The 23,171-nt window shown below is 47.0% G+C and carries 18 protein-coding genes and 1 pseudogene; 8 read left to right on the top strand and 11 right to left on the bottom strand.

Annotation, left to right across the window (positions count from 1 at the left end; all coding sequences use genetic code 11):
- The first annotated feature begins 230 nt into the window (after positions 1-230).
- The gene (locus WC647_14755; GenBank protein ID MFA6223567.1) at positions 231-791 is read left to right on the top strand and encodes a flavodoxin domain-containing protein; all 561 of its coding nucleotides are present in this window, start codon (positions 231-233) and stop codon (positions 789-791) included.
- Between the two features lie 175 nt (positions 792-966).
- Positions 967-1,458, top strand: coding sequence for a MaoC family dehydratase (locus WC647_14750; protein ID MFA6223566.1), 492 nt, complete (start codon positions 967-969; stop codon positions 1,456-1,458).
- Between the two features lie 228 nt (positions 1,459-1,686).
- Here WC647_14750 and glnE read toward each other — a convergent pair whose 3' ends face one another.
- From glnE to WC647_14705, 9 genes are all read right to left on the bottom strand, one after another.
- Positions 1,687-4,725, bottom strand: a complete 3,039-nt coding sequence (gene glnE, locus WC647_14745; GenBank protein MFA6223565.1) for a bifunctional [glutamate--ammonia ligase]-adenylyl-L-tyrosine phosphorylase/[glutamate--ammonia-ligase] adenylyltransferase — start codon at positions 4,723-4,725, stop codon at positions 1,687-1,689.
- A 34-nt stretch (positions 4,726-4,759) separates the two neighbouring features.
- Entirely contained in the window at positions 4,760-5,806 is a 1,047-nt protein-coding gene (purM, locus tag WC647_14740) for a phosphoribosylformylglycinamidine cyclo-ligase (GenBank protein MFA6223564.1), read from the bottom strand.
- A gap of 10 nt (positions 5,807-5,816) precedes the next feature.
- On the bottom strand, positions 5,817-7,163 hold the full coding sequence (locus WC647_14735; GenBank protein ID MFA6223563.1) for an amidohydrolase: 1,347 nt from the start codon (positions 7,161-7,163) through the stop codon (positions 5,817-5,819).
- A 16-nt stretch (positions 7,164-7,179) separates the two neighbouring features.
- Positions 7,180-8,010, bottom strand: coding sequence for a purine-nucleoside phosphorylase (locus tag WC647_14730; protein MFA6223562.1), 831 nt, complete (start codon positions 8,008-8,010; stop codon positions 7,180-7,182).
- A gap of 146 nt (positions 8,011-8,156) precedes the next feature.
- Positions 8,157-9,137, bottom strand: coding sequence for an electron transfer flavoprotein subunit alpha/FixB family protein (locus WC647_14725; protein MFA6223561.1), 981 nt, complete (start codon positions 9,135-9,137; stop codon positions 8,157-8,159).
- Complete coding sequence (locus tag WC647_14720) at positions 9,134-9,925, bottom strand: electron transfer flavoprotein subunit beta/FixA family protein (GenBank protein MFA6223560.1); 792 nt, start codon at positions 9,923-9,925, stop codon at positions 9,134-9,136. Before WC647_14720 ends, WC647_14725 begins: the two co-directional genes overlap by 4 nt.
- 56 nt (positions 9,926-9,981) lie before the next feature.
- Positions 9,982-12,024, bottom strand: a complete 2,043-nt coding sequence (locus tag WC647_14715) for a (Fe-S)-binding protein (protein MFA6223559.1) — start codon at positions 12,022-12,024, stop codon at positions 9,982-9,984.
- Positions 12,025-12,133: 109 nt separating this feature from the next.
- Positions 12,134-12,820, bottom strand: a complete 687-nt coding sequence (locus WC647_14710) for an XRE family transcriptional regulator (GenBank protein ID MFA6223558.1) — start codon at positions 12,818-12,820, stop codon at positions 12,134-12,136.
- A gap of 56 nt (positions 12,821-12,876) precedes the next feature.
- On the bottom strand, positions 12,877-14,046 hold the full coding sequence (locus tag WC647_14705; GenBank protein ID MFA6223557.1) for an acyl-CoA dehydrogenase family protein: 1,170 nt from the start codon (positions 14,044-14,046) through the stop codon (positions 12,877-12,879).
- Between the two features lie 542 nt (positions 14,047-14,588).
- Between WC647_14705 and WC647_14700 the strand changes: the two genes are divergently transcribed.
- A complete protein-coding gene (locus WC647_14700) occupies positions 14,589-15,605 on the top strand; it encodes a hypothetical protein (protein ID MFA6223556.1) in 1,017 nt (338 codons plus the stop codon).
- A 24-nt stretch (positions 15,606-15,629) separates the two neighbouring features.
- Here the strand turns inward: WC647_14700 and recO are convergent, their stop codons facing one another.
- Both recO and WC647_14690 read right to left on the bottom strand, forming a co-directional pair.
- Positions 15,630-16,382: a DNA repair protein RecO gene (gene recO / locus WC647_14695; GenBank protein MFA6223555.1), complete on the bottom strand. Its 753-nt coding sequence runs from the start codon at positions 16,380-16,382 to the stop codon at positions 15,630-15,632.
- 72 nt (positions 16,383-16,454) lie between these two features.
- Positions 16,455-17,189, bottom strand: coding sequence for a DnaA/Hda family protein (locus WC647_14690; GenBank protein MFA6223554.1), 735 nt, complete (start codon positions 17,187-17,189; stop codon positions 16,455-16,457).
- A 278-nt stretch (positions 17,190-17,467) separates the two neighbouring features.
- Between WC647_14690 and rho the strand changes: the two genes are divergently transcribed.
- The 5 genes and pseudogenes from rho to rsxC all read left to right on the top strand — a co-directional run bounded on the left by rho (position 17,468) and on the right by rsxC (position 23,077).
- On the top strand, positions 17,468-18,721 hold the full coding sequence (gene rho, locus WC647_14685) for a transcription termination factor Rho (protein MFA6223553.1): 1,254 nt from the start codon (positions 17,468-17,470) through the stop codon (positions 18,719-18,721).
- A 217-nt stretch (positions 18,722-18,938) separates the two neighbouring features.
- Positions 18,939-19,136, top strand: a pseudogene (gene rpmE, locus WC647_14680) (50S ribosomal protein L31).
- A 204-nt stretch (positions 19,137-19,340) separates the two neighbouring features.
- Positions 19,341-20,309 (top strand): DUF1385 domain-containing protein, encoded by a 969-nt coding sequence (locus WC647_14675; GenBank protein ID MFA6223552.1) that lies wholly within the window; start codon positions 19,341-19,343, stop codon positions 20,307-20,309.
- A gap of 9 nt (positions 20,310-20,318) precedes the next feature.
- A complete protein-coding gene (gene prfA, locus WC647_14670) occupies positions 20,319-21,398 on the top strand; it encodes a peptide chain release factor 1 (protein MFA6223551.1) in 1,080 nt (359 codons plus the stop codon).
- Positions 21,399-21,754: 356 nt separating this feature from the next.
- Complete coding sequence (rsxC, locus tag WC647_14665) at positions 21,755-23,077, top strand: electron transport complex subunit RsxC (protein MFA6223550.1); 1,323 nt, start codon at positions 21,755-21,757, stop codon at positions 23,075-23,077.
- The last annotated feature ends 94 nt before the right edge of the window (positions 23,078-23,171 follow it).

Genomic DNA, 23,171 nt, shown 5'->3' with positions numbered 1-23,171 from the left:
TTACGGCCACCCGAACGTGCTTTCTTCAAAATAAAAACCCCTTTGATTTCTTGGTCGATTCCATCACTGCTCATCGACTTGGGCTGTCAACACCTTCTCTATTGACCGCCTCCTGCTGAACGGTTACCTTAAAGTTATGCGGAAACATTTTATCCTTAAACATAGACACTTATTATAATTGTGTCGAGAAAAAACGAAAGCATTTTCAGTGTAGAAGGAAGGATATGGATATGGTAAAAGTTTTGATAGTTTACGCGAGCGATCATGGAAGCGTTGAAAAGATGGCCAACGCTGTCTCTGAGGGTGTAAAAACCGTGCCGGATTGTGACGCCGTAATAAGGAAAGCCGAAGAAGCCAAAATGGAAGATCTCCTGTCATGTGACGCCCTAGTCCTGGGCAGCCCTGTTCACATGGGTAGTATCGACTGGAGAGTGAAAAAGTTTATCGACACCGTATGTAGCGGAGCTTGGATGCAGGATAAGACCTTGGGGAAGGTGGGCGCCGTATTCGCATCCGGAGCGGGTTATGGGGGTGGAGGTGGTGGTTGTGAATTGACAATGCTTGCGCTCCTGAACAACATTGCCGAACTTGGGCTGATAATGGTCCCGTTACCCAAAAGCACACCTGGTTATCCATCAGCGGGATTACAGTGGGGGCCTTATGGTAGAGCGCATGCGGAAGATTTAAGCCCGAAGGGTCTCTCTGATGATCAGCTCATCTCGTCCCATCATCATGGGAAACATATAGCCCGGGTCGCCAAGGCGGTAAAAGGCGCTGGAATCTTCGGATAAAATACTCGACTCTGTCGGAGCAGGCAATTCAGATCGGGCGTGAGATCGATCTGAATTGCCCTATCAAATTTGTTACCTCGCAAAAGGTTTCGAGGAATACTAGCCTCGGAGGCTTACATCGCAGTCTCCGACGCCGACCACAGGTGTTGGACGAATGAGGGAGTTCTGCAGCGTTATGACATTTGAAACCAAGGCAGAGGATCGCTATTTTGAGGATTATAGGCCGGGAGCCGTTCACGAGTTTGGTTCTGTCACCATTACGGAGCTTGAGATTATCAAATTCGCGCGGCGTTTCGATCCACAGCTATTTCACACGGACCCAGAAGCGGCGAAGCAGTCCTTCTTCGGCGGGGTGATCGCCAGCGGTTGGCACACTGCAAGCCTGTCGATGCGGATTCTGGTTGACAATTATATCTCAAGGGTAGCCAGTTTGGGCTCTCCAGGCGCAGACGAACTGCGTTGGCGCAAGCCTGTTCGCCCAGGTGACACTCTTTCGGTCCGGGCCACTGTTCTGGAGGCTAAGCTCTCTCACTCGAAACCGGATCAAGGGAGTGTTCGCTCGTACGTGGAAGTTATGAACCAGCACCGGCAAGTCGTGATGACCTGGAAAGGAATAGGCATTATAAAGTGTCGAGCCAGTGTTGCAGGGGTGGAGGTTAGCGATTAGTAAAATTTAGCCCGGCGCAGCAGTCGCCATGTTTTGGACAATTACGTAGGCGGTCGAACCAGGAGTTTCAGAATAAATTTCCAGGGGTATAACATCAACGTGCGCCAAATTAGGATATCTCTTTCAAAATAATGTCTTGGGGTACAGCCACATTTCTTGCACGTGGCGTTATTCATGCTCAGGATGTAATTCGAAGGTTGGTGGCCTATTGATATTGGCTGAAGCGATTTAACCGACCTTGCCATGGGGGATGGGAGAAAAAAATGAACTGTATATGGCCCTTATCTTGTTTCGAATTCGAAGATAATCGTCAATTAGGGCTTCTCCATCAGTTCCATATCCCAGGCGTTTAGCCAGGCCCACCAATTTGGATCCCGAGAGAGGCATTCTGTCTATACTTCGGTTTTCCATTATTCGTAGTCTGTCTTCTAGATTGGTCAGGAACCTGTAACCTGAATCCAAAGATTCATAGGTTTCTTGATCAATCAGTGAATATTCCCTTAAACCGGACAGCGCCTCCAAAGTGCTGGATCGTATAAGTTCAGGATATTGCGCCGCATTGGACAGGATTTGAGCCTGTGTATAAAACTCGACATCTACCAGCCCTCCTTGACCTGTTTTCAAATCTACATTCGCAGAATCTTCCAGGGCGATCTCTTTTTCCATTCTTTGACGTATTCTTGAGATCTCGGCGATGTCTGTTTCGCTGAGTTTGGTTCTGATGATACAATCCCGGACTATTGACTGAACTTTGTCGGCTAATGAAGGAGGACCAGTAACCACTTTGGATCGAATCAAAGCTTGCTTCTCCCAGAGAGCCGATGTCTCGCTGTGATATTCTTCAAAGGATTCAAGGGTAGAGACTAAGGCTCCTTTATTCCCTGAAGGACGTAGGCGCGTGTCGATGGCGTAAACGGCTCCTTCGGCAGTAGGAACGCTCAGTATTGAAATTATCCGGTTCGCCAGACGAGAAAACCATTCTCTTGAAGACAGCCTTCCGATATTTTCTCTAGGAGAATCATAAATGAAAATGACATCAAGATCTGACATGTAGGTCATTTCCATTCCTCCGAGTTTTCCCATCCCCAAGATCACGAACGGTAATGGATCCCCCAAGCCCTCCGATCCGAATTTACGCTCCATCTCATGTCGGGCGATTTCTACAGACGCAGCCAGACAGACATCGGCAAGGTCTGTTATGAGTCTACGGGCAATCGAGGATTCGATCTCCGCATTGAGTTGGCGCACACCTATCAGCAGGGTTTCTTCATTCTTGAATCGTCGAAGGACATTTAGCTTATCTTCGAGATTTTCAGTGTAATCCAGCCGTTCCAGAATCTCTTTCCTGAGAATTTCTGGCGTCTTGAAGGACAGTTCCGATCCACGACCGATTAAAGAGTCGATTGATTCAGGATGCCTGATCAAGAGTTCTGTGAAAAAACGACTTTCCCCAAGAATTCTTACAAGGAAACGGATCGTCGCTGGATTTTCCAGGAATGTCGAGTAGTAGTTAGGAGCGCCCATGAGACACGCTATGTATGAATCTAGAGCCGCTATCGTCTTTTCCGGTTCTGGAGCCATGAGAGCGGAGTCGAGAAGCAGAGGCGCCAGGCGTTCCAACAAATTCGAAGTTTTTTCCGAGACCACACCTCTTGAAGAAGGATTTATCATGTGTTTCAAAACAGGGTAGGTCGAAGAAGGGTTACGAAATCCCAAATCTGTAAGAGTCGAGATAATTTCATCGTGATTGTCGATTGATTCGATAATGTGACTGGTTGTTGACGATACTCGTTCGAAATTGTCTTCAGAAGCATGATGCAAAAGAGAAGAAAATAATTCCTCAACCAGTTTCCTTCGTTTCTCCAGGTCATCCAGGAAGTGATCTAGCGCTTCAGGCCCATCATAGCCCATACGACAGGCAAGCTCTTTCTGTTCTTGATGTGTATTTGGAATATCATGTCTTTGCAGTTGATGATCAATTTGAATTCGATGCTCAACCCTTCTAAAATAAAGGTAGGCGTCTCTCAAATCATTAGCTGTTGAAACAGGTAACAGGCCCCCTTTACTCAGTAGTTCCAGAGCCTTGAGTGTGGAAGGAGTCCTCAGCTTGGGATTTTTCCCAGCATTGATCAATTGCAACGTCTGAACGAAAAATTCTATTTCTCGAATTCCCCCATGGCCCAGTTTAATGTTCAAACCCTGCTTTTTCTTCAAATGAATCTCAATTTGTCTCTTCATGAGACGCATGTCATCCAGGGTTGAGTAATCAAGATTTTTACGATATACAAAGGGATCGATTTCTCGTAGAAATTCCTCTCCCAGATCGGCATCCCCAGCGATTGGAACAGCCTTCATGAGAGCCGCTCGTTCCCAGGTTCTTCCCCAGCATAGATAATATTCCTTGGCGTTGTTGAGCGATGGCACGAGTTCGCCCTGGTCGCCTTCCGGCCTCAATCTGAGATCTACCCGAAATACGAAACCATCTTCAGTGATATCTGACATAGAACGACTGACAGAGCGGGCCAGTTTTTCGTAGAATCTGGAAACTGTAATCTTTTCAGGGCCCAAAGTCCAGCCCTCTTCGGGGTCTCTTAGATAAATTAGATCGATGTCAGACGAAAAATTGAGTTCTCTGCCGGAAAGTTTTCCCATGCTGAAAATGACGAATCCTGTTGAATTCTCATTTAAGCCGTGAATTCTCCCATGTTTAAGGGCCAATCGGTCAAAATGGAAATCAACAGCGACATTCAACGCTGTAGAGGCAAGGTCCGAAAGTTCGGCCATGATTTGAACGACATCCGCCATTCCGGAAAGATCTCTACACCCGATTCTGAGAAAATCCTCCTCCTTGTATCGTCTTATCTCACGATTCATATCTTCGGGCGTTGGATTGTCAAATCGACCAAGGCGATCTATCAACTCGATCCGTTTTTGACTCGCAGTCTTGCGCTGACTGAAACCTTTTTCGAGGAATATGGATGAAATGAGATCTGCGCTTCGTCTTAGCGTCGAAAACAGGTGACCTGAAGAACCAATGGTTGTGACAAAACATTTCCATGTTTCGGGGTCATTTAATAGCAGGGGAATCTTGTTTGCGGAATCTAGTCGTAGCAAGTCCTCAAGACGAATAATAGCAAGCCTTGGATTGGGCGTATCCATCAAGCTCGATTCTATTATTCCCGGATGGTTATAGCGGACTCGATTTATGAGGTCGTGTAACAGATTGGCTTCGGAGTTTATGAAATCTTCAAGAATGTTCCTATCCATTGTGTCTTGGGTCAGGCTTTGGGAAGGAGCCAGTTTACGCTATCACAACTTGAGGGTCAGCATCGGAGCCTCTTGCCGAGGTCCGACCGATAACTCGCGCTGGTTGTTCATTTTTCCTCAAGAGTTCAATGGTCCGGTCAACGTCAATATTGTCAACGATTATGACCATTCCGATTCCCATGTTGAACGTTTTGAACATTTCATGATCATCAAGATGGGTGGACTCACTCAAGAGATTGAATATCGGGGGAGTTTTCCATGACGAACGATCAATGTGTATCTGGATTTCGGTGGGTAGTACCCTGGGAATGTTACCGTAAAAACCTCCGCCCGTGATATGGACCATCCCGTGAATTTTCACTTGGTCCAAAATGGAGAGCACGGGCCTTACATAAATTGATGTGGGCGTCAAAAGCTCTTCTCCAAGAGGCCGACCAATCTCAGGCAATTCCGTATCCAAAGAATATTTTTCTTTTTCCAGCAATGCCTTGCGGACAAGACTGAACCCGTTACTGTGCAACCCGGACGACAGAAGTCCGATAGCTACATCCCCCTCTTTTATTTTTGAGCCGTCAATGGCTTTTGTCTGGTCAAGTATCCCTACACAAAATCCTGCAAGGTCGTACTCTCCTGATGGGTAAAAATCCGGCATCTCGGCTGTTTCTCCGCCTATAAGAGCGCAACCGGAAATCTTGCATCCCTTGGCAATGCCGGAGACGACTTTTTCGAATGTCCCAGGGAGTATTTTGCCGGCAGCGAAATAATCCAGAAAGAAGAGGGGACGCGCTCCAGTGACAAGCAGATCGTTTACATTCATTGCGACTAGATCGATCCCCACTGTATCGTGTGAATCTGCCATAAAAGCAATCTTAAGCTTAGTGCCTACTCCGTCTGTTGCAGAGACCAGGACCGGATCGACAAAATTCTTCCAGTCAGGACGAAAAGTCGCTGCAAACCCCCCAATTTTCCCGATCACACCGGGTATAAAAGTGGAGCGGATTTGAGCCCCCACGGATTGCAGAGCCCGGTCGGCGATCTCTATGTCGACCCCTGCGTCCTTGTATGTTATTTTTTCAGACATGTGTTCCTTTTTACGCTAGGAAAAGACTCTTGTTGGCGCTCTTAGCGATCTTTCGAGCCAACTCAAGACATCTTTCCCGAACTTCACTGTAACCGGTGAAAGAAAGCCGGCGGTTGCGCACTATCGGGCGTCCGGCCACAATGACATCTCTCACATCCCCGGCGTTAGCGCAATAGACGAGTTGGGAGATCGGATCGTACAAGGGAAAAAGATGAGGCTTATCCAGATCCACCACAACAATATCTGCCTGCTTCCCAACGTCAAGTGTCCCAATATCCTTGTCAAGTCCTAGGCATTGAGCTCCACCAATAGTAGTCATAGTAAGAGCATTTCGTGCGCTTAGAGCTTCGGGGTTATTGGAAATCAATTTGGCCATCAAAGATGCTGATCTCATTTCTTCAAACAAATCCAGGTTATTGTTGCTGGCCGGGCTATCTGTCCCGATGCCAAGACCAATTTCCAGTTGCAAAAAAGTTTCAATTGGGGCCGATCCTGAGGCCAGTTTCATATTTGATTCGGGGCAATGAATAACGCTGACATTTCTCTCGCCAATAATTTGAAGATCTCTAGGCGTGAGGTGGACACAGTGTATAGCGACAAAATCCCGGTCCAAGACATTAATTGAATCAAGCAGTTGAACAGGCGAAACGCCGTGGCGGAGAGTCACCTGTTCAATTTCAGTGGTCGTTTCAGCCACATGGGAGAACAATTTTGTCCCGGCCGATTTTGACAGTTCCCATGCCTTTTTAAATGTATCAGGACCGCACAAATATGGAGAATGACAAAAGATAGAAGGAGTTATAGTTGAATGTGAAGAAACATTTTCGAAAAATTCAGAGACTCGATCTCGCCAACAACCAGAACGTTTCACGTCGGGAGTTGGAACATCAATTACACCTTGGGCTATTACAGCCCGGAGCCCTACATCTATTGCCGCGAGAGCCGCCTGTTCCATGAAAAAGTAGGCGTCTGCGAACGTGGTGATCCCTGACAACGCCATCTCGACGGCAGACAGAGTAGCCCCAAGTCTAACCATCTCCGGGGTCACATGTAGCGCTTCACTTGGGAAAATAAACTGTTCAAGCCATGTCTGGAGAGGCAGGTCATCGGCCAGCCCGCGGAAAAGACTCATAGGCGAATGAACGTGGCAATTAACAAGCCCTGGAATGATAATGCAATTTGAACAGTCAATAGTTTCCACGGCCACCGGTGGAGTTGGCGCCGAAGAGTTTACGGCTACAATCCTGTCACCGGAAATTACAGTCCTATGATGAGGCTCCGGATCCGATCGTGACGCGTCGGTTAAGATCAGCCCATTTTCGAGGACAATGTATGCTCTATCAGAGTGGATGTTCAAGATCCGGCCCCCCAGGTCATAGCTCAATTCGTCGTAAAGTCTGCTCTAGAACATCAAAAAGTACGGGTTGTGAAAGAGAGGCGTTCTCTATTACCTGTGAAACAGAAAGTGGAAACATATTTTCAGGATCGTTTACGTTAGTGATGACTGCAAGAAAAAGAATCCTGAAACCGACTTGGACAGCCGTTATGATTTCAGGGACCGAACTCATTCCCACAGCGTCGGCGCCGAGTAGTCGAAGCATTTTGGTTTCGGCCGGTGTCTCCAGGCTGGGGCCTGCAACGGCCGCATAGACGCCTTTCCTGAATGAACAGCCTTTTTGAATCGCGGCTTCAGAGGCGATATCAACGGCGATAGGGTCATAGACACGGCTCATGTCAGGGAAACGATCCCCCAAACGATGATCGATCAAACCTCGCAATGGATTGACGCCCATGAAATTGATGTGATCCTGCACTATCATAACGGATCCTGGATCGAGAGACAGATCCAAGCCGCCGGCGGCGCTATTTAAGACGAGAAGTTTGGCTCCCAAAGATCTGAAAACACGAACCGGAAACGTAATTTGGTCAAGGTCATAGCCCTCATAATAATGGAGACGCCCCTGCATGACTACGATCGGTTTTCCCCCCATAAAGCCCAAGACTAGTCTTCCTCTGTGACTATCCACGGTGGATAAGCAAAAATGAGGAATTTCCTCGTAGGCGATGTCCAATACTCGGTCTATGTTATCAGCTAGCCCCCCTAGACCGGTTCCAAGAATCATGGCTACGTCAGGCGCTCTGTTTCTGAATCGACCAAGCAGGAAATCCCTGGTTTCGGAGACCTTCTCGAAAATTTTTTCCATCAAATCATACTATCCCAAATTAAAGTCAAAAAAATAGTCGAGTCCAGGCTGGCTTAACAATTATACAGGCCCTAGACTCGATTCTTAACCGCAAGTATAAGGTGTGAGCCGGTTAATGACTACCACGGCGGAAATCTGAGAGAGCGTTATCCTTTTAGTTCTTTGATTTTTTCCTCTAATGCAGGAACCACTTCATTCAAGTCTCCCACAATTCCATAGTTTGCAACTCTGAATATTGGCGCTCGTGGGTCTTTGTTGACCGCAATCAGAAGAGGGGAACCCTTGATGCCTCCCAAGTGCTGAAATGCGCCACTTATCCCAAGGGCCAAATAAACCTTGGGTTTGACCTCTATCCCCGAAGTGCCTACCTGATGGTATTTTGGGAGCAGATTCTTGTCCACAATCGGTCTCGAGCAGGCCAGGACCCCGCCGATTGTGTCAGATAAAGACTGGAATATTTCGAGATCCGGTTCATCACCTATTCCACGGCCAATGGATACAATTATATCGGCGGAAGCAATGTCGACATCGCCTTTCTCCGCCTCGACGTATTGAACAAACCGTTTTCTAAGGGACGCGGGGTCAATCGGGCAGGCCATGTTCTCTATGGTTCCTTTGGCGCCTCCCGACGGCGCGAACGGAAAAGCTCCAGCCCGTAGAGTTAGAACAACGCGATCTGAATTCTTGAATGATACGTTAGCGTTAATCTTGTAGCTGTACATTTGTCGGGAAGCGAAGAGAGCGCCATCTTTCACTTCCACTGAAAAACAGTCAGTCGCTAAAGCCGCGTCAAGCGCCACTGATACCCCGGGAGCCAAGTCCAGTATTCCGTTTGACGCTCCCATGAGCAACCAATAGGACTCAGTGGGTTTCAGTATTTCTTGCAGGGTCTTAATAACGGCCTCTGAATTCATGGTTTGAAACACAGGATTGTCTACTACCAGCACTCTAGGCGTTTCGCCAGCCAATTGTTCGGCCATTGGAGCCGCATTATTCGCAAGAAGAACGCAAACAAGCTCCGCACCCAAGTCCGAAGACAACTTTCGACCAGCCGCGATTGCCTCCCAAGTAGTATCTCTTAGAGCCCCTTTTCTATGTTCGGCCAGCACATATATATTTTTCATCATCCTATCATCCCCTTTTCTTTGAGAATTTCGGCCAAACGGGCAGCGGCTTCTCCTGGTTTGCCCTTGATGATTTCAGCCCCTTCACCTTCAGGCGGCAGCGCCATTTGCTCAATCTCTACACGAGAGCCGGCGGCGCCAACTTTATCCGGGTCGAGACCGATATCCTGTATCCCCACATTTGGTATTTCTATGGAGGCTACTTTCCTGACAGCCCTTATCGAAACAAAACGGGGCTCGTTCAATCCAGTAGCTACTGCGATGAGGCAAGGAAGCTCCATTTCCATGGATTCATAAACTCCACCTTCAAGTTCTCGAACGAATGAGGCTTTAGTCCCCTGTATTTCTATCCTTGAAACCAGAGTCGAACTAGGTATATCGAGCATAGCCGACAGCATGCCTCCAAGTTGAGCGGCGCCGTCGTCTTCCGCTAACGTGCCGGTAAAGATCAAGTCATAGGGCCGGGTTCTAATAAATGCAGCTAGCGCTGAGGCTGTCGCGTAGCCATCTCCACCTTGCATCTCATCAGACCAAACCTGGAACGCGTCATCCGCTCCCCTAGCTAAACATTCTCGAAGCATTTCCTCTGATTCTTCAGGAGCCAGACTAACAACCGTAACATTTCCGCCTAATTTTTCCTTGATCCGTACCGCCTCCTCAATGGCGAAGCGGTCCCATTCATTCATGTCATAATCGAGATCGTCCTTTTTAATGTCTTTAGCCCCTGAAGCCAGAGTGAGATCAGCCTCAGAAGTGTCTGGTGTCCATTTAATGCAGACAATGATGTTCATGGGTCCTCCCAAAATTCATTCTATTCGACTTGAAGCGCTGAATTCCAAATTGGTTCTCAAACCATGGATCTGTCAACAAGCTCAACCAGATCGATGACTTCTATCTTTCCCTCATTTCCAGTCGTCTTTATGGCGTCTTCGAGATTGATGAGGCAGAACGGACAGGCCGTAACGATAACCTGGGCCCCAATTTCCATTGCCATCTTAACGCGCCTTTCACCCATACGTTCTTTTTCTTCTTCGTTTTCGTACCAAAGCAGTAGGCCTCCACCACTACAACAGAAGCTCCGAGAGAAGGAACGCTCCATTTCCGAATATTGTATCCCCGGAATGGCCTTCAAAACGGTCCTGGGTTCTTCATAGATTTGGTTGTGCCTCCCAAGATAGCACGGGTCGTGGTAAGTAACTATCCTCCCAGCCACGTAATCACCTTTCAAGGACATGGAACGATTTTCCAGGAGCCTAGCAATTAACTGACTGGAGTGAATGACGGGAAAACGTTCGGGATAGTCATTTCTGATGGTATTATAAGCATGTGGGTCAAAAGCGACTATCTCTTTGAAATTCCGTGCTTTAAAAGCTTCGATATTACGACTCGACACTTGTTCGAAAAGCCCCTCTTCTCCCAACCGTCTAACTTCGTTCCCGGCGTCGGTCTCGTCTTGCCCCAGGATAGCGTAGTCCAGGTTGTTTCTGGACATTATTCCGGCGAAGGACTTGGTGATTTCCTGGATTCTTGGGTCAAAAGATCCACAACTGTCGACGAAGAAAAGTAGGTCGGTGTATTCGCCTTCAGATAGAATTTTGATCTGGAGGTCGCCCATGTCCTTTGTCCAAGCGGCTCGCTTGGATTTCATGGCTCCATATGCGTTCCCTTTTTTCTTAATCTGCTGCAGTGGCTTTTGAAGGGTTGGGGGAATTTCTCCTCGATCAACAAGATGGCGTCTCATATCAACGATCTTGTCTATGTATTCAATAAAAATAGGGCACTCAGCTTCACATGCCCCACATGTAGTGCACGCCCAGATTTCCTGTTCAGTAATAATATCTCCAACCAGACTTTTTTGATCTCCGACTGTTCTGGAGGCTTTGTCAAAAATAGGGAAACGCTCGTACGCATAATCCCTCGCTTTTACACTTATCATCTTAGGAGATAAAGCTCTTCCAACCGTCGTGGCTGGACAATTGTCCGAACATCTTCCGCAATCTGCGCACGAATAGAAATCCAGAATATGTTTCCATGTAAACTCGGTGAGATTCCCAGCTCCACAGTGGTCGAGTTCCATCCAATCGGCCACTCCATATCTGACCGGTTTTATTTTTCCGTGATTCAAATTTGAGAAAAAAACATTGGGAATGGCTGTAAGAACATGAAAGTGCTTGGAAATTGGAAGATAGTTAAGGAGGCCGAAAAAGAAAAGAATGTGCGCCCAGTAACTACCTACGTAAAGACCATTCAGAACTGACTGGTGGCCTGCGGGAATGAACACAGAAGCCAGATAAGACGCTGGAAACCAGTGAGATTCCCCGAATTTCCCAGCAGCCTTAAGCGCTGCGCCATCGTGGATCATGTCGGTAATCATGAGCGCTGAAACCAGGCCGAGAATCAGGTAAGCTTCCGATTCGTGTCCTTTCACTCCTGGATGATCATATCTTGCGGGATGGAACACAGCCCTTCTAATCATACCTATGACGCACACCACCAGAACGAGAAGAACCGTGTAATCTTTGAGTGATTCGTATGCAAAGCCTATATGTCCGGTTAACAGAGGAAGATGAAATGTCGACGAAAAGCCCCTGCCGATTAAAGTTAGAGACCGCAAAGAAAGAATCATGAACCCGGCAAACAACAGTATGTGAAGAATTCCGGCCCCTAGATAACGAGGCTGCCTCCACTGCCCAAACCCATACAAAACGGCCCGCCAGAGGCGTTTAGGGATATCTGTGAATCTGGGGTCAGGGGCTGCCTTACGGAGCAAGTCAATGCGCCGGAACATCACGTAGCAGAAAAAGGAAATTGCGACAAATAGAATGAGAAAAGCGATTGCAGGAGCCGGCGCTCCCATAATTGGCGTTTCCGCCGGTTGGATGATGTTCATCGACAGTAACCTCTTCGAAGCAAAAAACCGTGGGGATTCATGCGCAACCGATGAACCCGGAGGAACATTGGAATTTCGAAAAAGATATTCGTTGAAGCGCATTAGGCTGTCAGCTAATCAGAACCGCCAAAATTCTCGCCGGCTTATCTCCGTGCGCTTTAACCAGATGAATATCGCTCGAATCATAATAGATCGCGTCTCCAGGTCCTAAGACATCCTCGGTTGGTCCTACAAGAACGTCCATTTCTCCCTCGAGAACGTAAATAAATTCTTGTCCGTCATGAGCCGAAGGTTCATTCGCGTCAGATGGATTAAGGGTGACAATGAAAGGCTCCATGAGCCGATTCTTTTTTCCCGAAGCAAGAGATTCGTATTCGTAACCACGGTGTTCTTCCATGGATTTTCCGAAACGTTTGAAGCTTTTTCGGTCTCCTGCTCGAACTATGATGAAAGGCTTGTCACCCTCAGATATGACGTCCGACATCTTCAGAGAGAGCGCCTTGCTAAGTTTGATAAGTTGACCAAGAGGCAAAATGCTTTTCCCGGCTTCGACTTCTTCAAGAATTTCTGGAGAAACACCTACTCGACCAGCCAGTTCGTTGATTGAAAAACCCAATGATTCTCTGGCAGCACGCAACTTGGCGGCATGATCGATGTTTTTTTCAATTAATGATTCCTGTCTCGCCGCTTCGACTGCGGCTGGGTCCGTCAGCAAATCACTTCCTTTGCCCTCTCCGTATCCGTCAACCGTGTCACGGAAAGATTGATATGAAGTTTCTTTGAACTCGTCGTTCATCTCTCGTCCTTTCACTTAACGTGGCAAGTCACAAACCTGCCAACAGTCGCGCCTTGTTACATTGATCTGCCTGGAACTCCAATGCTTCTAGCTATAACTATGCGTTGAACCTCGGATGTGCCCTCTCCTATGTCCAGAAGCTTCTGATTGCGATAATGGCGCTCTACCGCGTAATCCTTCATCAGACCGTATCCGCCGTGCATTTGAACGGCATGGTTCGCTGCTCTGTAATATGTCTCGGAGCACACCAGTTTGGCCATAGCCCCGTACTTCGGGGTGAGTTTTTTGTTGTCTTTCATCCAGCAGGCCTTGTAAAGCAGCAGCCTTGCCATCTCTATTTCGGTGGCCATATCGGCCAATTTGAACGCGTTTGCCTGGAATGATCCTATAGGGCGGCCAAACTGTTGTCGCTTTTTCGAATAATCCAAGGCAAGTTCAAAAGCCCCCTGGGCGCCACCTAGTCCCATTGCTCCTATGGACAGACGTCCTCCGTCCAGAGTATTCAACATCTGGTGAAATCCTTCGCCTCGGCCACCAAGCAGGTTCTCTTTGGGAACCCGACAATCCTGGAAAGTCAGTAAGCCGGTATTAGAGGATCGCCAGCACATCTTGCCGTGCATTTTTTCCGCAGTGAAGCCTCTTGCGCCGTTTTCTACCAGGATGCAGCTAACTTCAGGCTTTCCAGAATCAGACCTGTCGGTGACACACTGGACGACACAAACAGCGCTTATGTCTGTCGCTGAGTTGGTGATAAATATTTTGCTTCCGTTGATGACCCATTCATTGCCGTCCAATACAGCAGTGGTCTTTGAGGCCCCAGCGTCTGAGCCGGCGTCAGATTCCGTCAGCCCGAAAGAAGCGAGGATCTTTCCTTTACACAGGTCAGGCAACCATTTTCTTTTCTGTTCCTCTGTCCCAAAATAATAAATCGGCGCAATTCCTAAAGAATTGCCGGCAGCGATAGTGGCCGCGTGCGACCCATCTATCCTCGCAATTTCTTCTACGGTTATAATGTAATTGAGATAACCAACATCGCTCCCGCCGTATTCCTCGGAGACGAATGGGCCAAAAAAATCGAGTTCCCCCATTTTTTTGGTCAGGTCGTATGAAAATTCCTCTTTGTCGTCCAGTTCCTGGGCAACAGGAGCGATCTCCTTTTCCGCAAATTCACGCACGACTTTTCTGGTTAGCTCGGCATCTTTGGGTAAATCAAAATTCAATGACATTCTAAAGCCCCCTTCTGGGATTCATTAAAGATGGACAACAACGCTATCAGAACCGATCTAATCGGTTGAATTTCGAAAAGACAAATCGGGAGACGGTGTCCGGTAAAAGGAAAGGGAATCGTCTTTAACACGTTTTCCCACCTGAACAGGGTGAATGGAGTTTTCTCGGATCTCGCCGAAGTGGAGAGAAGAATAGCTAATGTTTGATCAATAACAGATAAAAAAGAATGTTGTCAAGATGAATGCCGAGCAGCCTAAGACTGAGGCTCTAGTAGGTCGCACGAGCGTTCATCATTTTTACCATGTTGGATCATTTGTCCTGTACGAACAGAGTAGTTTCGGTAAATCAATAATTTTGATCCCATAATCAAGACATAATAACTTAAATATATGAAATAGTTTCATAGATATGTCTATCAACATGCTATATTAATTATAATTTAATTGACATAATCTTATTTTATCAATAAAATTAGTTTACTTATAATAGTCAGCGTAATGGTTTTTTAAATTATTGTCTTGAACGAAAGGAGAGCCCTTGAATGAAGCCATTAAGATTGTTTCCAATCCTGCTCATATTGATTTCGGCGGCTCTCCAGTCCTGCGGAGGAAAAACAGACCAGACCCCTAGCTCGAGTTCCAATAACGGAGCAGGGCAATCGGGCAATATAGAGATGCAATTTAAAAGCGCCAAAGTGAAAATTTCTTCGCTCGAGGCTGAAAATAAGGATCTTAAGGATTCCAACAAAATCCTGTCCGACAAATTAAAGGAACTCCAGGAAGCTGCAGAAAAAGAAGCCAAGGGCGCTTCACCTGAATCTATTAGGGGAAGTTCGGCCTCAGGGATCTCAGAGCAGGCCAGAATTGCGCTCATGGGCGCAAAAGCCATAGCGGAGTTTAAAGCAGGGCAGGCGGAAAGGCGCGTTGAATCTTTAACATCTGAGTTGACCAAAAAGGAAGATGATTTAAAGAGTAGCCTTGAAAATTTGGAAGTTACTTCCAAAGAGAACCTGCAACTAAAAGCTAAATTGGATAGCGCAACAAATGAAGCGGATCAAAAAGAATCCGAGCTTCAACAGACGATTGACAAACTTGAATCTACTGTGAGCGAACGATCCGCATCTATCTCCAAAATGGAACCGCAACTCAAAGAAAAAGAAGATATGTTGAACACACTGAAGAAGGCGTGGTCGGACGCAACCCAGCTTAAGGGTTCCGCTGAATCGCAAGTGTCTCAACTGAGCACAAAACTCACAGAATGTCAGAATCAAAGCAATCAGTCTAAGACCCTTCTGGATCAGGAAAAAGGGGAATCCAGCCGGCTAAGCGCAGAACTTGAGAACTTGAAGAAAAACCTTGCATCGTGCCAGACTCAATCCCAGGAATTCAAGTCACAGGCTGAAAACTATTTTCAACAGATTGGAGATTTGAAAGAGAAGAACTCCCAACTCTCAAAACAGATTCAGGAATCCGTACCAGCATCTGGAGCGACTGAAAAGCCGTCTTCGATTATCGAAAAACTTCTGGACGGCGCAGGCGCCGAGAAGTCCCCAAAGTAAAATAGGCCGGAGGAATTTTCCCCATTAATAATAGCCGGTCTCTTCCATAAATCTAAGGGATTTGAGATCCTGCCCTCTGATGTATCTAACAAACGCTGAAAGACTCTCGCGTATTTCGATCCTGGCCGAGCGGCTAAGTTTGATCCTTCCCACCAACTTGGAGTCCGAGTTAAGACCATGTCGCAATGCTGCGAGGGAAGCGCGGCTGATTCGCACATTTTTTGGTGAGGTAGGATCCAGACAATTTCTGTGGCATACACCTCCAGAATAAGGCGCGAAGAAAATCTCCATCTGAGGGCCAAATCCCTGCCCACAAACGGAACAGACATCAAATACGGGACCAAAACCAAGGATTCCCAACAATTGGATTTCTTGAACTAGAAACTCTATCGAGCTGAGGGACGACTGCTCGAGGATTTCCAGGAATCTTTCAAGGAAGTCGAACAATTCTTGATCCTTCTGGCCTTCCGGAACAAAAACCGAGGCGAGTTCCATAAAATAGGACGCTCTCGCAAGCGATTCCATATCATCTCTTATCCTGATGAACCCCTTGACCATTTGAGATTCGTCTATCCAGACCATTGAGTCCTTTTGTCGAGGTCTTACTAATAGGTCAACTACACAAAATGGTTCAAGACTGCCACCAAAACGAATTCTACTTTTTCTGGAGTTTTTTGCTACTCCAGTGAGCCAACCTTGGTCTCGGGACAGAAAGATGACCGTTTCATCGGCTTCCCCCCTGTCCATTTTTTTCATTATTATCGATCTTGTTGTCATAGCTATGACCAAAAACCCTCAGATTCAGAATTTAGAGAAAGCACGACAAATAGGATCAGAATAGATCTCTCACTACACTAGACCCCCAGCTTCCAAGTCTTTAACAAGTTTCAATGTGACTCTCCTCTTTTCTTCGAGAGACACTTTGTCGAGAGTTCCCAATATCTCTTCGAGAGTTTTCAAATTTCTTGATTTGCGTGACAGCAGGTAACTTATGACGTCGTGAGTCAAACGAACGCCTCTCTTTTTTGCCATCCGGTCAAGAATAAGCACCCTGTCTGAATCATCTGGGGGAGTCAATTCTAATGATAGACCGGAGATCATTCTAGAACTCAAATGCCTATTCTCCGGGAATATCAATTCCGGTCCTACGGTTGAGGAGCAAACTAATCCGGCCCCCATTGTAATCAACTGATTCCATAGATTCCACAGATGGTTCGCTGCGGAATCCGGAACTTTGTCGACATCATCAATCAGCACTGCCGAAAGCGCTGAAACTTCGTCTTTGGACATGGCCACCATGGATTCGAGCCCGTGGAGTTCGGATTTTGGGTCGGACATTTGAGTGAGTATGACTCTGGAAGTCCCGCCCTGGGTTTCGCGCCTCAAGAAATTATATAGAGCCTTTATCAGTAGGGTTTTCCCAGAACCTACCGGACCGTGAATAAAAATCTGAGCCGGTACGTTGATGTGAGAACCGAAGGAGGCCTGAAGGGCCTGAATTGCGCCTGAAATGCCCGGGTGAGGAACAACATCCGAAAAGGAACTGTCAGAATTGTCATAAAGAGCTAAAGCGATTTGTTTCATGAGGTGATTGTATTGGCCTCGGAGAGAATGATCAACCACGAATTTTAACAAAAAGCTTGACAGTTCATACAGCCTCTATTAATTTTCGTATAGCTGCTATTTGGGCGCTAACCTTCAAAAGTGCGAAACCATCCGAGGAATTCCAAAGCACGGTTTGGGGCATAACGTAAATCCCTCGATTTCGTTTCCTGTTTGACCTGTCTTAGAATTGCTTCAAAGTTTATAGATCCCAGAAATCATAATCAAACCTACATTAGAAAAATTGATCAGGAGAACGCATGGATGTTCAAGAATTGAAAGAGAAAAAAGTCAGTCAACTTCTGTCTATAGCAAATTCTCTCGAAATCGAGGGAGCCAGTAGCATGCGCAAGCAAGAATTAATCTTTGCAATTCTGCAGGCGCATCAACAGCAGGAGAAAGAGCAACCTATAAGAGGTGAGGGCGTACTGGAAACCCTGCCGGATGGTTTTGGATTCTTAAGGGCTCCAGACTATAATTACCTTCCCGGGCCGGATGACATCTATGTTTCACCGAGCCAGATCAGGCGCTTTAATCTTAGGACCGGCGATACTGTAGCGGGATATATTCGCCCCCCCAAAGACACTGAACGATATTTTGCGCTGCTCAAGGTCGAACAGATTAATGGTGAAGATCCCGAAAAAGTTCGGGATAAGGTGTTGTTCGACAATCTCACGCCTCTTTACCCTGACGAGAAAGTGAAACTGGAAATTGGCCCGACCCAGTATTCGATGCGAATAATGGATCTCATCGCGCCGATCGGAAAAGGACAGCGCGCCTTGATCGTTTCCCCGCCCAAAGCTGGAAAGACGGTTTTATTACAACAAATAGCCAATAGCCTAACCATGAATCATCCTGATGTTTATCTGATAGTACTCCTGATAGATGAACGTCCTGAAGAAGTTACCGACATGCAACGTTCAGTGAGAGGCGAAGTCATTTCATCAACTTTTGACGAGCCGGCCCAGAGACATGTTCAGGTTGCTGATATGGTTATAGAAAAAGCTAAAAGACTTGTGGAACACAAGAGGGATGTCGTCATTCTGCTGGATAGCATTACCCGTCTCGCTCGCGCTCACAATACTGTTGTTCCTCCGAGCGGTAAAATTCTTTCCGGTGGTGTTGATTCTAATGCCCTTCACAGGCCCAAGAGATTTTTCGGGGCAGCGCGAAACATTGAAGAAGGTGGAAGTCTGACCATTATTGCGACCGCGCTTATAGATACCGGCAGCAAGATGGATGAAGTCATTTACGAAGAATTTAAGGGCACCGGTAACATGGAGATCCATCTTGACAGACGTCTGCTCGAACGCCGAATATTCCCCTGCATTGATATAAACCGCTCGGGTACGCGTAAAGAAGAACTGCTTCTCAACGCTCAGGATCTTCAAAGGATCTGGTTGCTTCGCAAACTGCTTGCTGACATGAACTCGGTAGACGCTATGGAATTTCTGCTGGACAAAATCATGCAAACAGACTCCAACAGAGAGTTTCTCCAGGTTATGAACAAGTAGATGAGAAATTAGGAAGGGCTATTCAGAAAAAACTTCCGGGAATTAGATATCCTGTCCAGGGTTGTTTTGGTTACTATCTGTCTATTCTGAGCCATGAATGCGACAGGTATCTTATAGAAACGGGGAGAATTTTCGAGTCCGTGAGCGATTTAGCTTTTCATAAATGGGGCATAATGATATATTTTTATGTTTAAGACCAAAAACTTGGAGGACTACCATGAAAAAAGGAATCCATCCCGAATATAAGGAATCATTTTTCCGATGCGCCTGCGGCGCTGAAATCGCCACTCGTTCATTACAGCCCGAGTATCGACTGGAAATCTGTTCCTCGTGCCATCCTTTTTTTACTGGAAAACAGAAACTAGTCGACAGCGCAGGACGCGTCGAAAGATTTCTGAAGAAGTACGGCGACCAGGCAGTGGCTACTGGGAAAAAACCGGCAAAGATAAAAAAGAAAGTTGAAACAGCGCCTAAGGGAGTGTCGAAATCCAAAAAAGAGCAAAAAGAGAATACAGCCCAGGGTCAATGATTGATTTAGACGCATGCTTTCAACAACTTGCTATATTTCAAAAGCGCCTTCTAACGACGGCGTCTCGTCAATTTTGAAGAGCGGGGGCTCATGATTTTAAAAAATGATTCCGGCTCGAGCGGCGACCGAATAAAGGTTGGGGGACAAGCGGTGATTGAAGGCATCATGATGCGTGCCCCAAATACCTTTACGGTAGTTGTTAGAAGACCGGATGGACAGCTTTCTGTTCGCGAAGATCGATGGTATTCACCGATGGAAAAATGGCCCTTTTTGAAGAAGCCTTTCTTCAGGGGATGCGTTGTGCTTTACGAAGCCTTGTTCAACGGTATTCAGGCGCTCACCTACTCAGCCCAGGAAGCTCTTGGGGAGGAAGAGGAAAAGCTAAGCCCTCTGGCTCTCGCCGGTACGATAGCCTTTGCGCTCGGCGGCGCGGTTATGCTGTTTGTGGTCATTCCTCATCTTGCTACCCTTGGTATCGGCGCTCTGGTGGGCAAAGACCTGGGGGTTCGCGATGTATGGTTTCATGTTATTGACGGTATAATCAAGGTAACCATTTTCGTGGCCTACATTGGCCTGATCTCGCTGATTAAGGAAATTAGACGGGTCTTTCAGTATCATGGCGCAGAACACAAATCGATACATGCGTATGAGATGGGAGAAGAACTGACCGTCGAGAACGCAAGAAAATATCCATGCCTTCACGCCCGTTGCGGAACGGCGTTCATATTACTTGTCCTTATGCTCAGCATCTTCTTGTTCACCGTGGTGTTTCCGTTTGTTCCAAAGGAAATTTTCGGTGGCAGGATAGTGACCAACGCTTTTTTCATTTTGATCAAGATTGCTTTGCTACCACCGATCGCCGGGATCTCCTACGAGTTGATAAGACTGGCTGATAAACGTCCTAACCGAGTCCTTTCCCTTATATTGTCCCCTGGATTATGGTTGCAGAAATTGACGACCCGAGAACCGTCCGACGATCAGCTTGAAGTCGCTATAGTGGCTCTCAAGAGAACATTGGAAAAAGAGGAACAATGGGCGGAAACCAAAACCGCGATCTGAGAGCTTTTTATGCAACTAATTGAAAAACTGGAAGAATTGAATAGAAGATATGAAGAGCTGGATTCAGAATTGTCCCGACCTGAAGTTGTATCTGATCTTGCGCTGCTAAAAAAATTTTCCAAAGAGCAGTCTGAACTATCCAACATAATAAAGTCTTATAGAAATCTTAGTGGGATTATACACGAGATCGCAGAAGTTGAGGGCATTATCGAGGACGCAGAAGACGCGGAACTTGTCGGAATGGCAAGAGAAGATCTAGCTGCGCTGAACGAAAAGAGGGAGGATCTGGAGCGGGAAATTAAGCTACTTCTTCTGCCCCGCGATCCAAATGATGAAAAAAATATATTTCTTGAGATTCGAGCAGGTACGGGAGGCGAGGAAGCTTCTCTTTTCGCCGCTGATTTATTCAGGGCATATTGTCGCTATGCTGAAGTCCGGAAGTGGAAAGTAGAAATGATGTCAGTTTCGAACAGCGCTACCGGTGGACTCAAAGAAGTAATCGCTCTCATTCACGGGCTGGGAGCTTTTTCGCGATTAAAATACGAAAGAGGCGTCCATAGAGTTCAACGCGTTCCGGTAACTGAATCGCAAGGACGCATTCATACTTCAGCGGTTACAGTAGCCGTGCTTCCGGAAGCTGACGATGTCGAAATCACGATCGATCCGAAAGACTTAAAAATTGATGTTTATAGATCGTCAGGCCCTGGAGGACAGAGTGTGAATACTACCGATTCCGCGGTCCGAGTCACCCATGTGCCGACCAATCTAGTTGTAACCTGTCAAGATGAAAAGTCCCAGCACAAGAATAAGGCCAAAGCTATAAAGATTCTTCAGGCAAGGCTTCTTGCGAAGATGGAAGAAGAACGGGATTCTGAAATAAGTAAGGAACGGAAGAATCAGGTTGGATCCGGTGACCGTTCCGAGAGAATCAGGACATACAATTTTCCTCAGAACCGCGTATCTGATCATAGAATAGGACTCACTCTCTACCGGCTAGAGGAAATCATGGAAGGGAAATTGGACGACCTTATCGACCCGCTGATAGTTCATTTTCAAACTGCGGCCATGAAAGACACTTTCGCCAACTAATCCATATTGAAGCATTCCTGACTTCTCCAATAAGCCGCATGCTCATAAAGTCCGGGGGCTCGGCCTTGCCGTCTGTGACGCACAATTGATTTCTAAATCAAATCTGGTCAAATAACACCAATAAATTCTTGACACTGGTATCCTGATTCATTAGTGTAAACCGCTGTATATAAAGCTTGCTCAAATGGAAAGCGCACTGCCTACCGAGAGCTTATAGCGCACTCTCGTAATCAAGAAATCACAGATGGGACAACGCGCGTCCGGAAACCGTCCGAAAGTCGGTAATGAGAGTTGGTTTGTTTCATCGACGCGGACTAGATTGCCGATTCCAGACGCAGGGCGAAGCAAGAGGAACTATGGTTGGAACAACATTTGCTAAAGGCGGGATTCATCCCGAAGAACACAAGGAACTGACTGAGCATCTGGAGATCGAAGAGGCGCCGGCGCCCAGTCAGGTTGTATTGCCGTTATCAATGCATTTCGGCGCGATTGCTCAACCAATTGTCAAGAAAAAACAGGAAGTTCAGGAAGGTGAGGTAATAGCCGTAGTAGAGAAGGCTCTCGGCGCATCAATTCATAGCAGCGTCACTGGAGTTGTCAAGGCTATCGAACCCAGGCCACACCCTACCATGGTCAGATGCGACGCAGTGGTCATAGATCGAGATCCTTCCGCTCCACCAAGGCAGTATGAAAGTTCAGACTGGAAAAAACTGAGTCGTGAACAGCTCCTCGCGCGTGTCAAAGATGCGGGGATCGTAGGCCTCGGAGGCGCTGGATTTCCTACCCATGTCAAACTATCTCCACCGCCGAACGCTAAAGTGGATACCCTGGTATTAAACGGGGCGGAATGTGAACCGTATCTGACGACTGATCACCGACTGATGCTGGAGTACCCAGAGAAGATAGTTGAGGGAGCCAGGATTATTCTCAAGATTCTGGGGATCAAGGAATGCGTAATTGGAATCGAACTCAACAAACCGGACGCCATAAATGTCATGAACAAAGCCGCTGAAAAGGCTGCGGACAATGATGACTTGGTTGTTCGTGTTCAAGGAATGCAGGTCAAGTATCCCCAGGGTTCGGAAAAGCAACTGATCTATTCACTTACCAAAAGATCTGTGCCGGGTGGAGGATTGCCATTCGACGTGGGTGTTATAGTTCAGAACATCTCGACAACCTTGGGTATATTTGAGGCTGCGACAATGATGAAGCCTCTGTACGAAAAGGTGGTTACATTCTCCGGCAGGGCTCTGAACAGGCCGGCCAACCTGAAGGTCAAGGTCGGAACTTTGCTTTCAGACGTGGTGGAGTATCTCGGAGGGGTTAAAGACCTGGTTAAGATAGTTTCGGGAGGGCCCATGATGGGCTTCGCCATTTCCTCGCTTGATGTGCCGGTAACCAAAACTACCTCCGGAGTGCTTTTCTTGAACAGCTCTGAAACAGACCTCGGAGAGTATGGACCTTGTATCCACTGCGGTTGGTGCATGGAAGCCTGTCCTATGGGGTTAAGTCCAAAAGAAGTTGGACTTTACGTCGAGGCGGGTAGGGGACATCTGACCGAGAAGTTTGGAATTTTTGACTGTTTCGAATGTGGTTGCTGCGCTTATGTCTGTCCAGCGAAGCGGCCTCTAGTACAGTTTGCAAGACTGGCGAAAATAGCGATCAAAAAAAGAGGATGAAATCGGGGATCGATTTGCCGGACCATATGGCTTCACACGTGTTTCGATTTATCAAGAGGATGGAAGCCGCTGTTTCGGGAAACAAACCCTGTAT

Source organism: Desulfomonilaceae bacterium (genome assembly GCA_041662605.1).
Classification (GTDB): domain Bacteria; phylum Desulfobacterota; class Desulfomonilia; order Desulfomonilales; family Desulfomonilaceae; genus CAJBEZ01.
This window is presented reverse-complemented; position numbering and strand designations above follow the sequence as displayed.

Excerpts from the sequence above, each read along its gene's own strand:
- WC647_14675 (MFA6223552.1), top strand. The coding sequence starts at position 19,341 with ATGATTTTAAAAAATGATTCCGGCTCGAGCGGCGACCGAATAAAGGTT.
- prfA (MFA6223551.1), top strand. The coding sequence starts at position 20,319 with ATGCAACTAATTGAAAAACTGGAAGAATTGAATAGAAGATATGAAGAG.
- WC647_14725 (MFA6223561.1), bottom strand. The coding sequence starts at position 9,137 with ATGATGAAAAATATATATGTGCTGGCCGAACATAGAAAAGGGGCTCTA.
- WC647_14755 (MFA6223567.1), top strand. The coding sequence starts at position 231 with ATGGTAAAAGTTTTGATAGTTTACGCGAGCGATCATGGAAGCGTTGAA.
- WC647_14750 (MFA6223566.1), top strand. The coding sequence starts at position 967 with ATGACATTTGAAACCAAGGCAGAGGATCGCTATTTTGAGGATTATAGG.
- WC647_14705 (MFA6223557.1), bottom strand. The coding sequence starts at position 14,046 with ATGTCATTGAATTTTGATTTACCCAAAGATGCCGAGCTAACCAGAAAA.
- WC647_14715 (MFA6223559.1), bottom strand. The coding sequence starts at position 12,024 with ATGAACATCATCCAACCGGCGGAAACGCCAATTATGGGAGCGCCGGCT.
- WC647_14690 (MFA6223554.1), bottom strand. The coding sequence starts at position 17,189 with ATGAAACAAATCGCTTTAGCTCTTTATGACAATTCTGACAGTTCCTTT.
- WC647_14730 (MFA6223562.1), bottom strand. The coding sequence starts at position 8,010 with ATGGAAAAAATTTTCGAGAAGGTCTCCGAAACCAGGGATTTCCTGCTT.
- rsxC (MFA6223550.1), top strand. The coding sequence starts at position 21,755 with ATGGTTGGAACAACATTTGCTAAAGGCGGGATTCATCCCGAAGAACAC.
- rho (MFA6223553.1), top strand. The coding sequence starts at position 17,468 with ATGGATGTTCAAGAATTGAAAGAGAAAAAAGTCAGTCAACTTCTGTCT.
- purM (MFA6223564.1), bottom strand. The coding sequence starts at position 5,806 with ATGTCTGAAAAAATAACATACAAGGACGCAGGGGTCGACATAGAGATC.
- WC647_14710 (MFA6223558.1), bottom strand. The coding sequence starts at position 12,820 with ATGAACGACGAGTTCAAAGAAACTTCATATCAATCTTTCCGTGACACG.
- WC647_14720 (MFA6223560.1), bottom strand. The coding sequence starts at position 9,925 with ATGAACATCATTGTCTGCATTAAATGGACACCAGACACTTCTGAGGCT.
- WC647_14700 (MFA6223556.1), top strand. The coding sequence starts at position 14,589 with ATGAAGCCATTAAGATTGTTTCCAATCCTGCTCATATTGATTTCGGCG.
- glnE (MFA6223565.1), bottom strand. The coding sequence starts at position 4,725 with ATGGATAGGAACATTCTTGAAGATTTCATAAACTCCGAAGCCAATCTG.
- recO (MFA6223555.1), bottom strand. The coding sequence starts at position 16,382 with ATGACAACAAGATCGATAATAATGAAAAAAATGGACAGGGGGGAAGCC.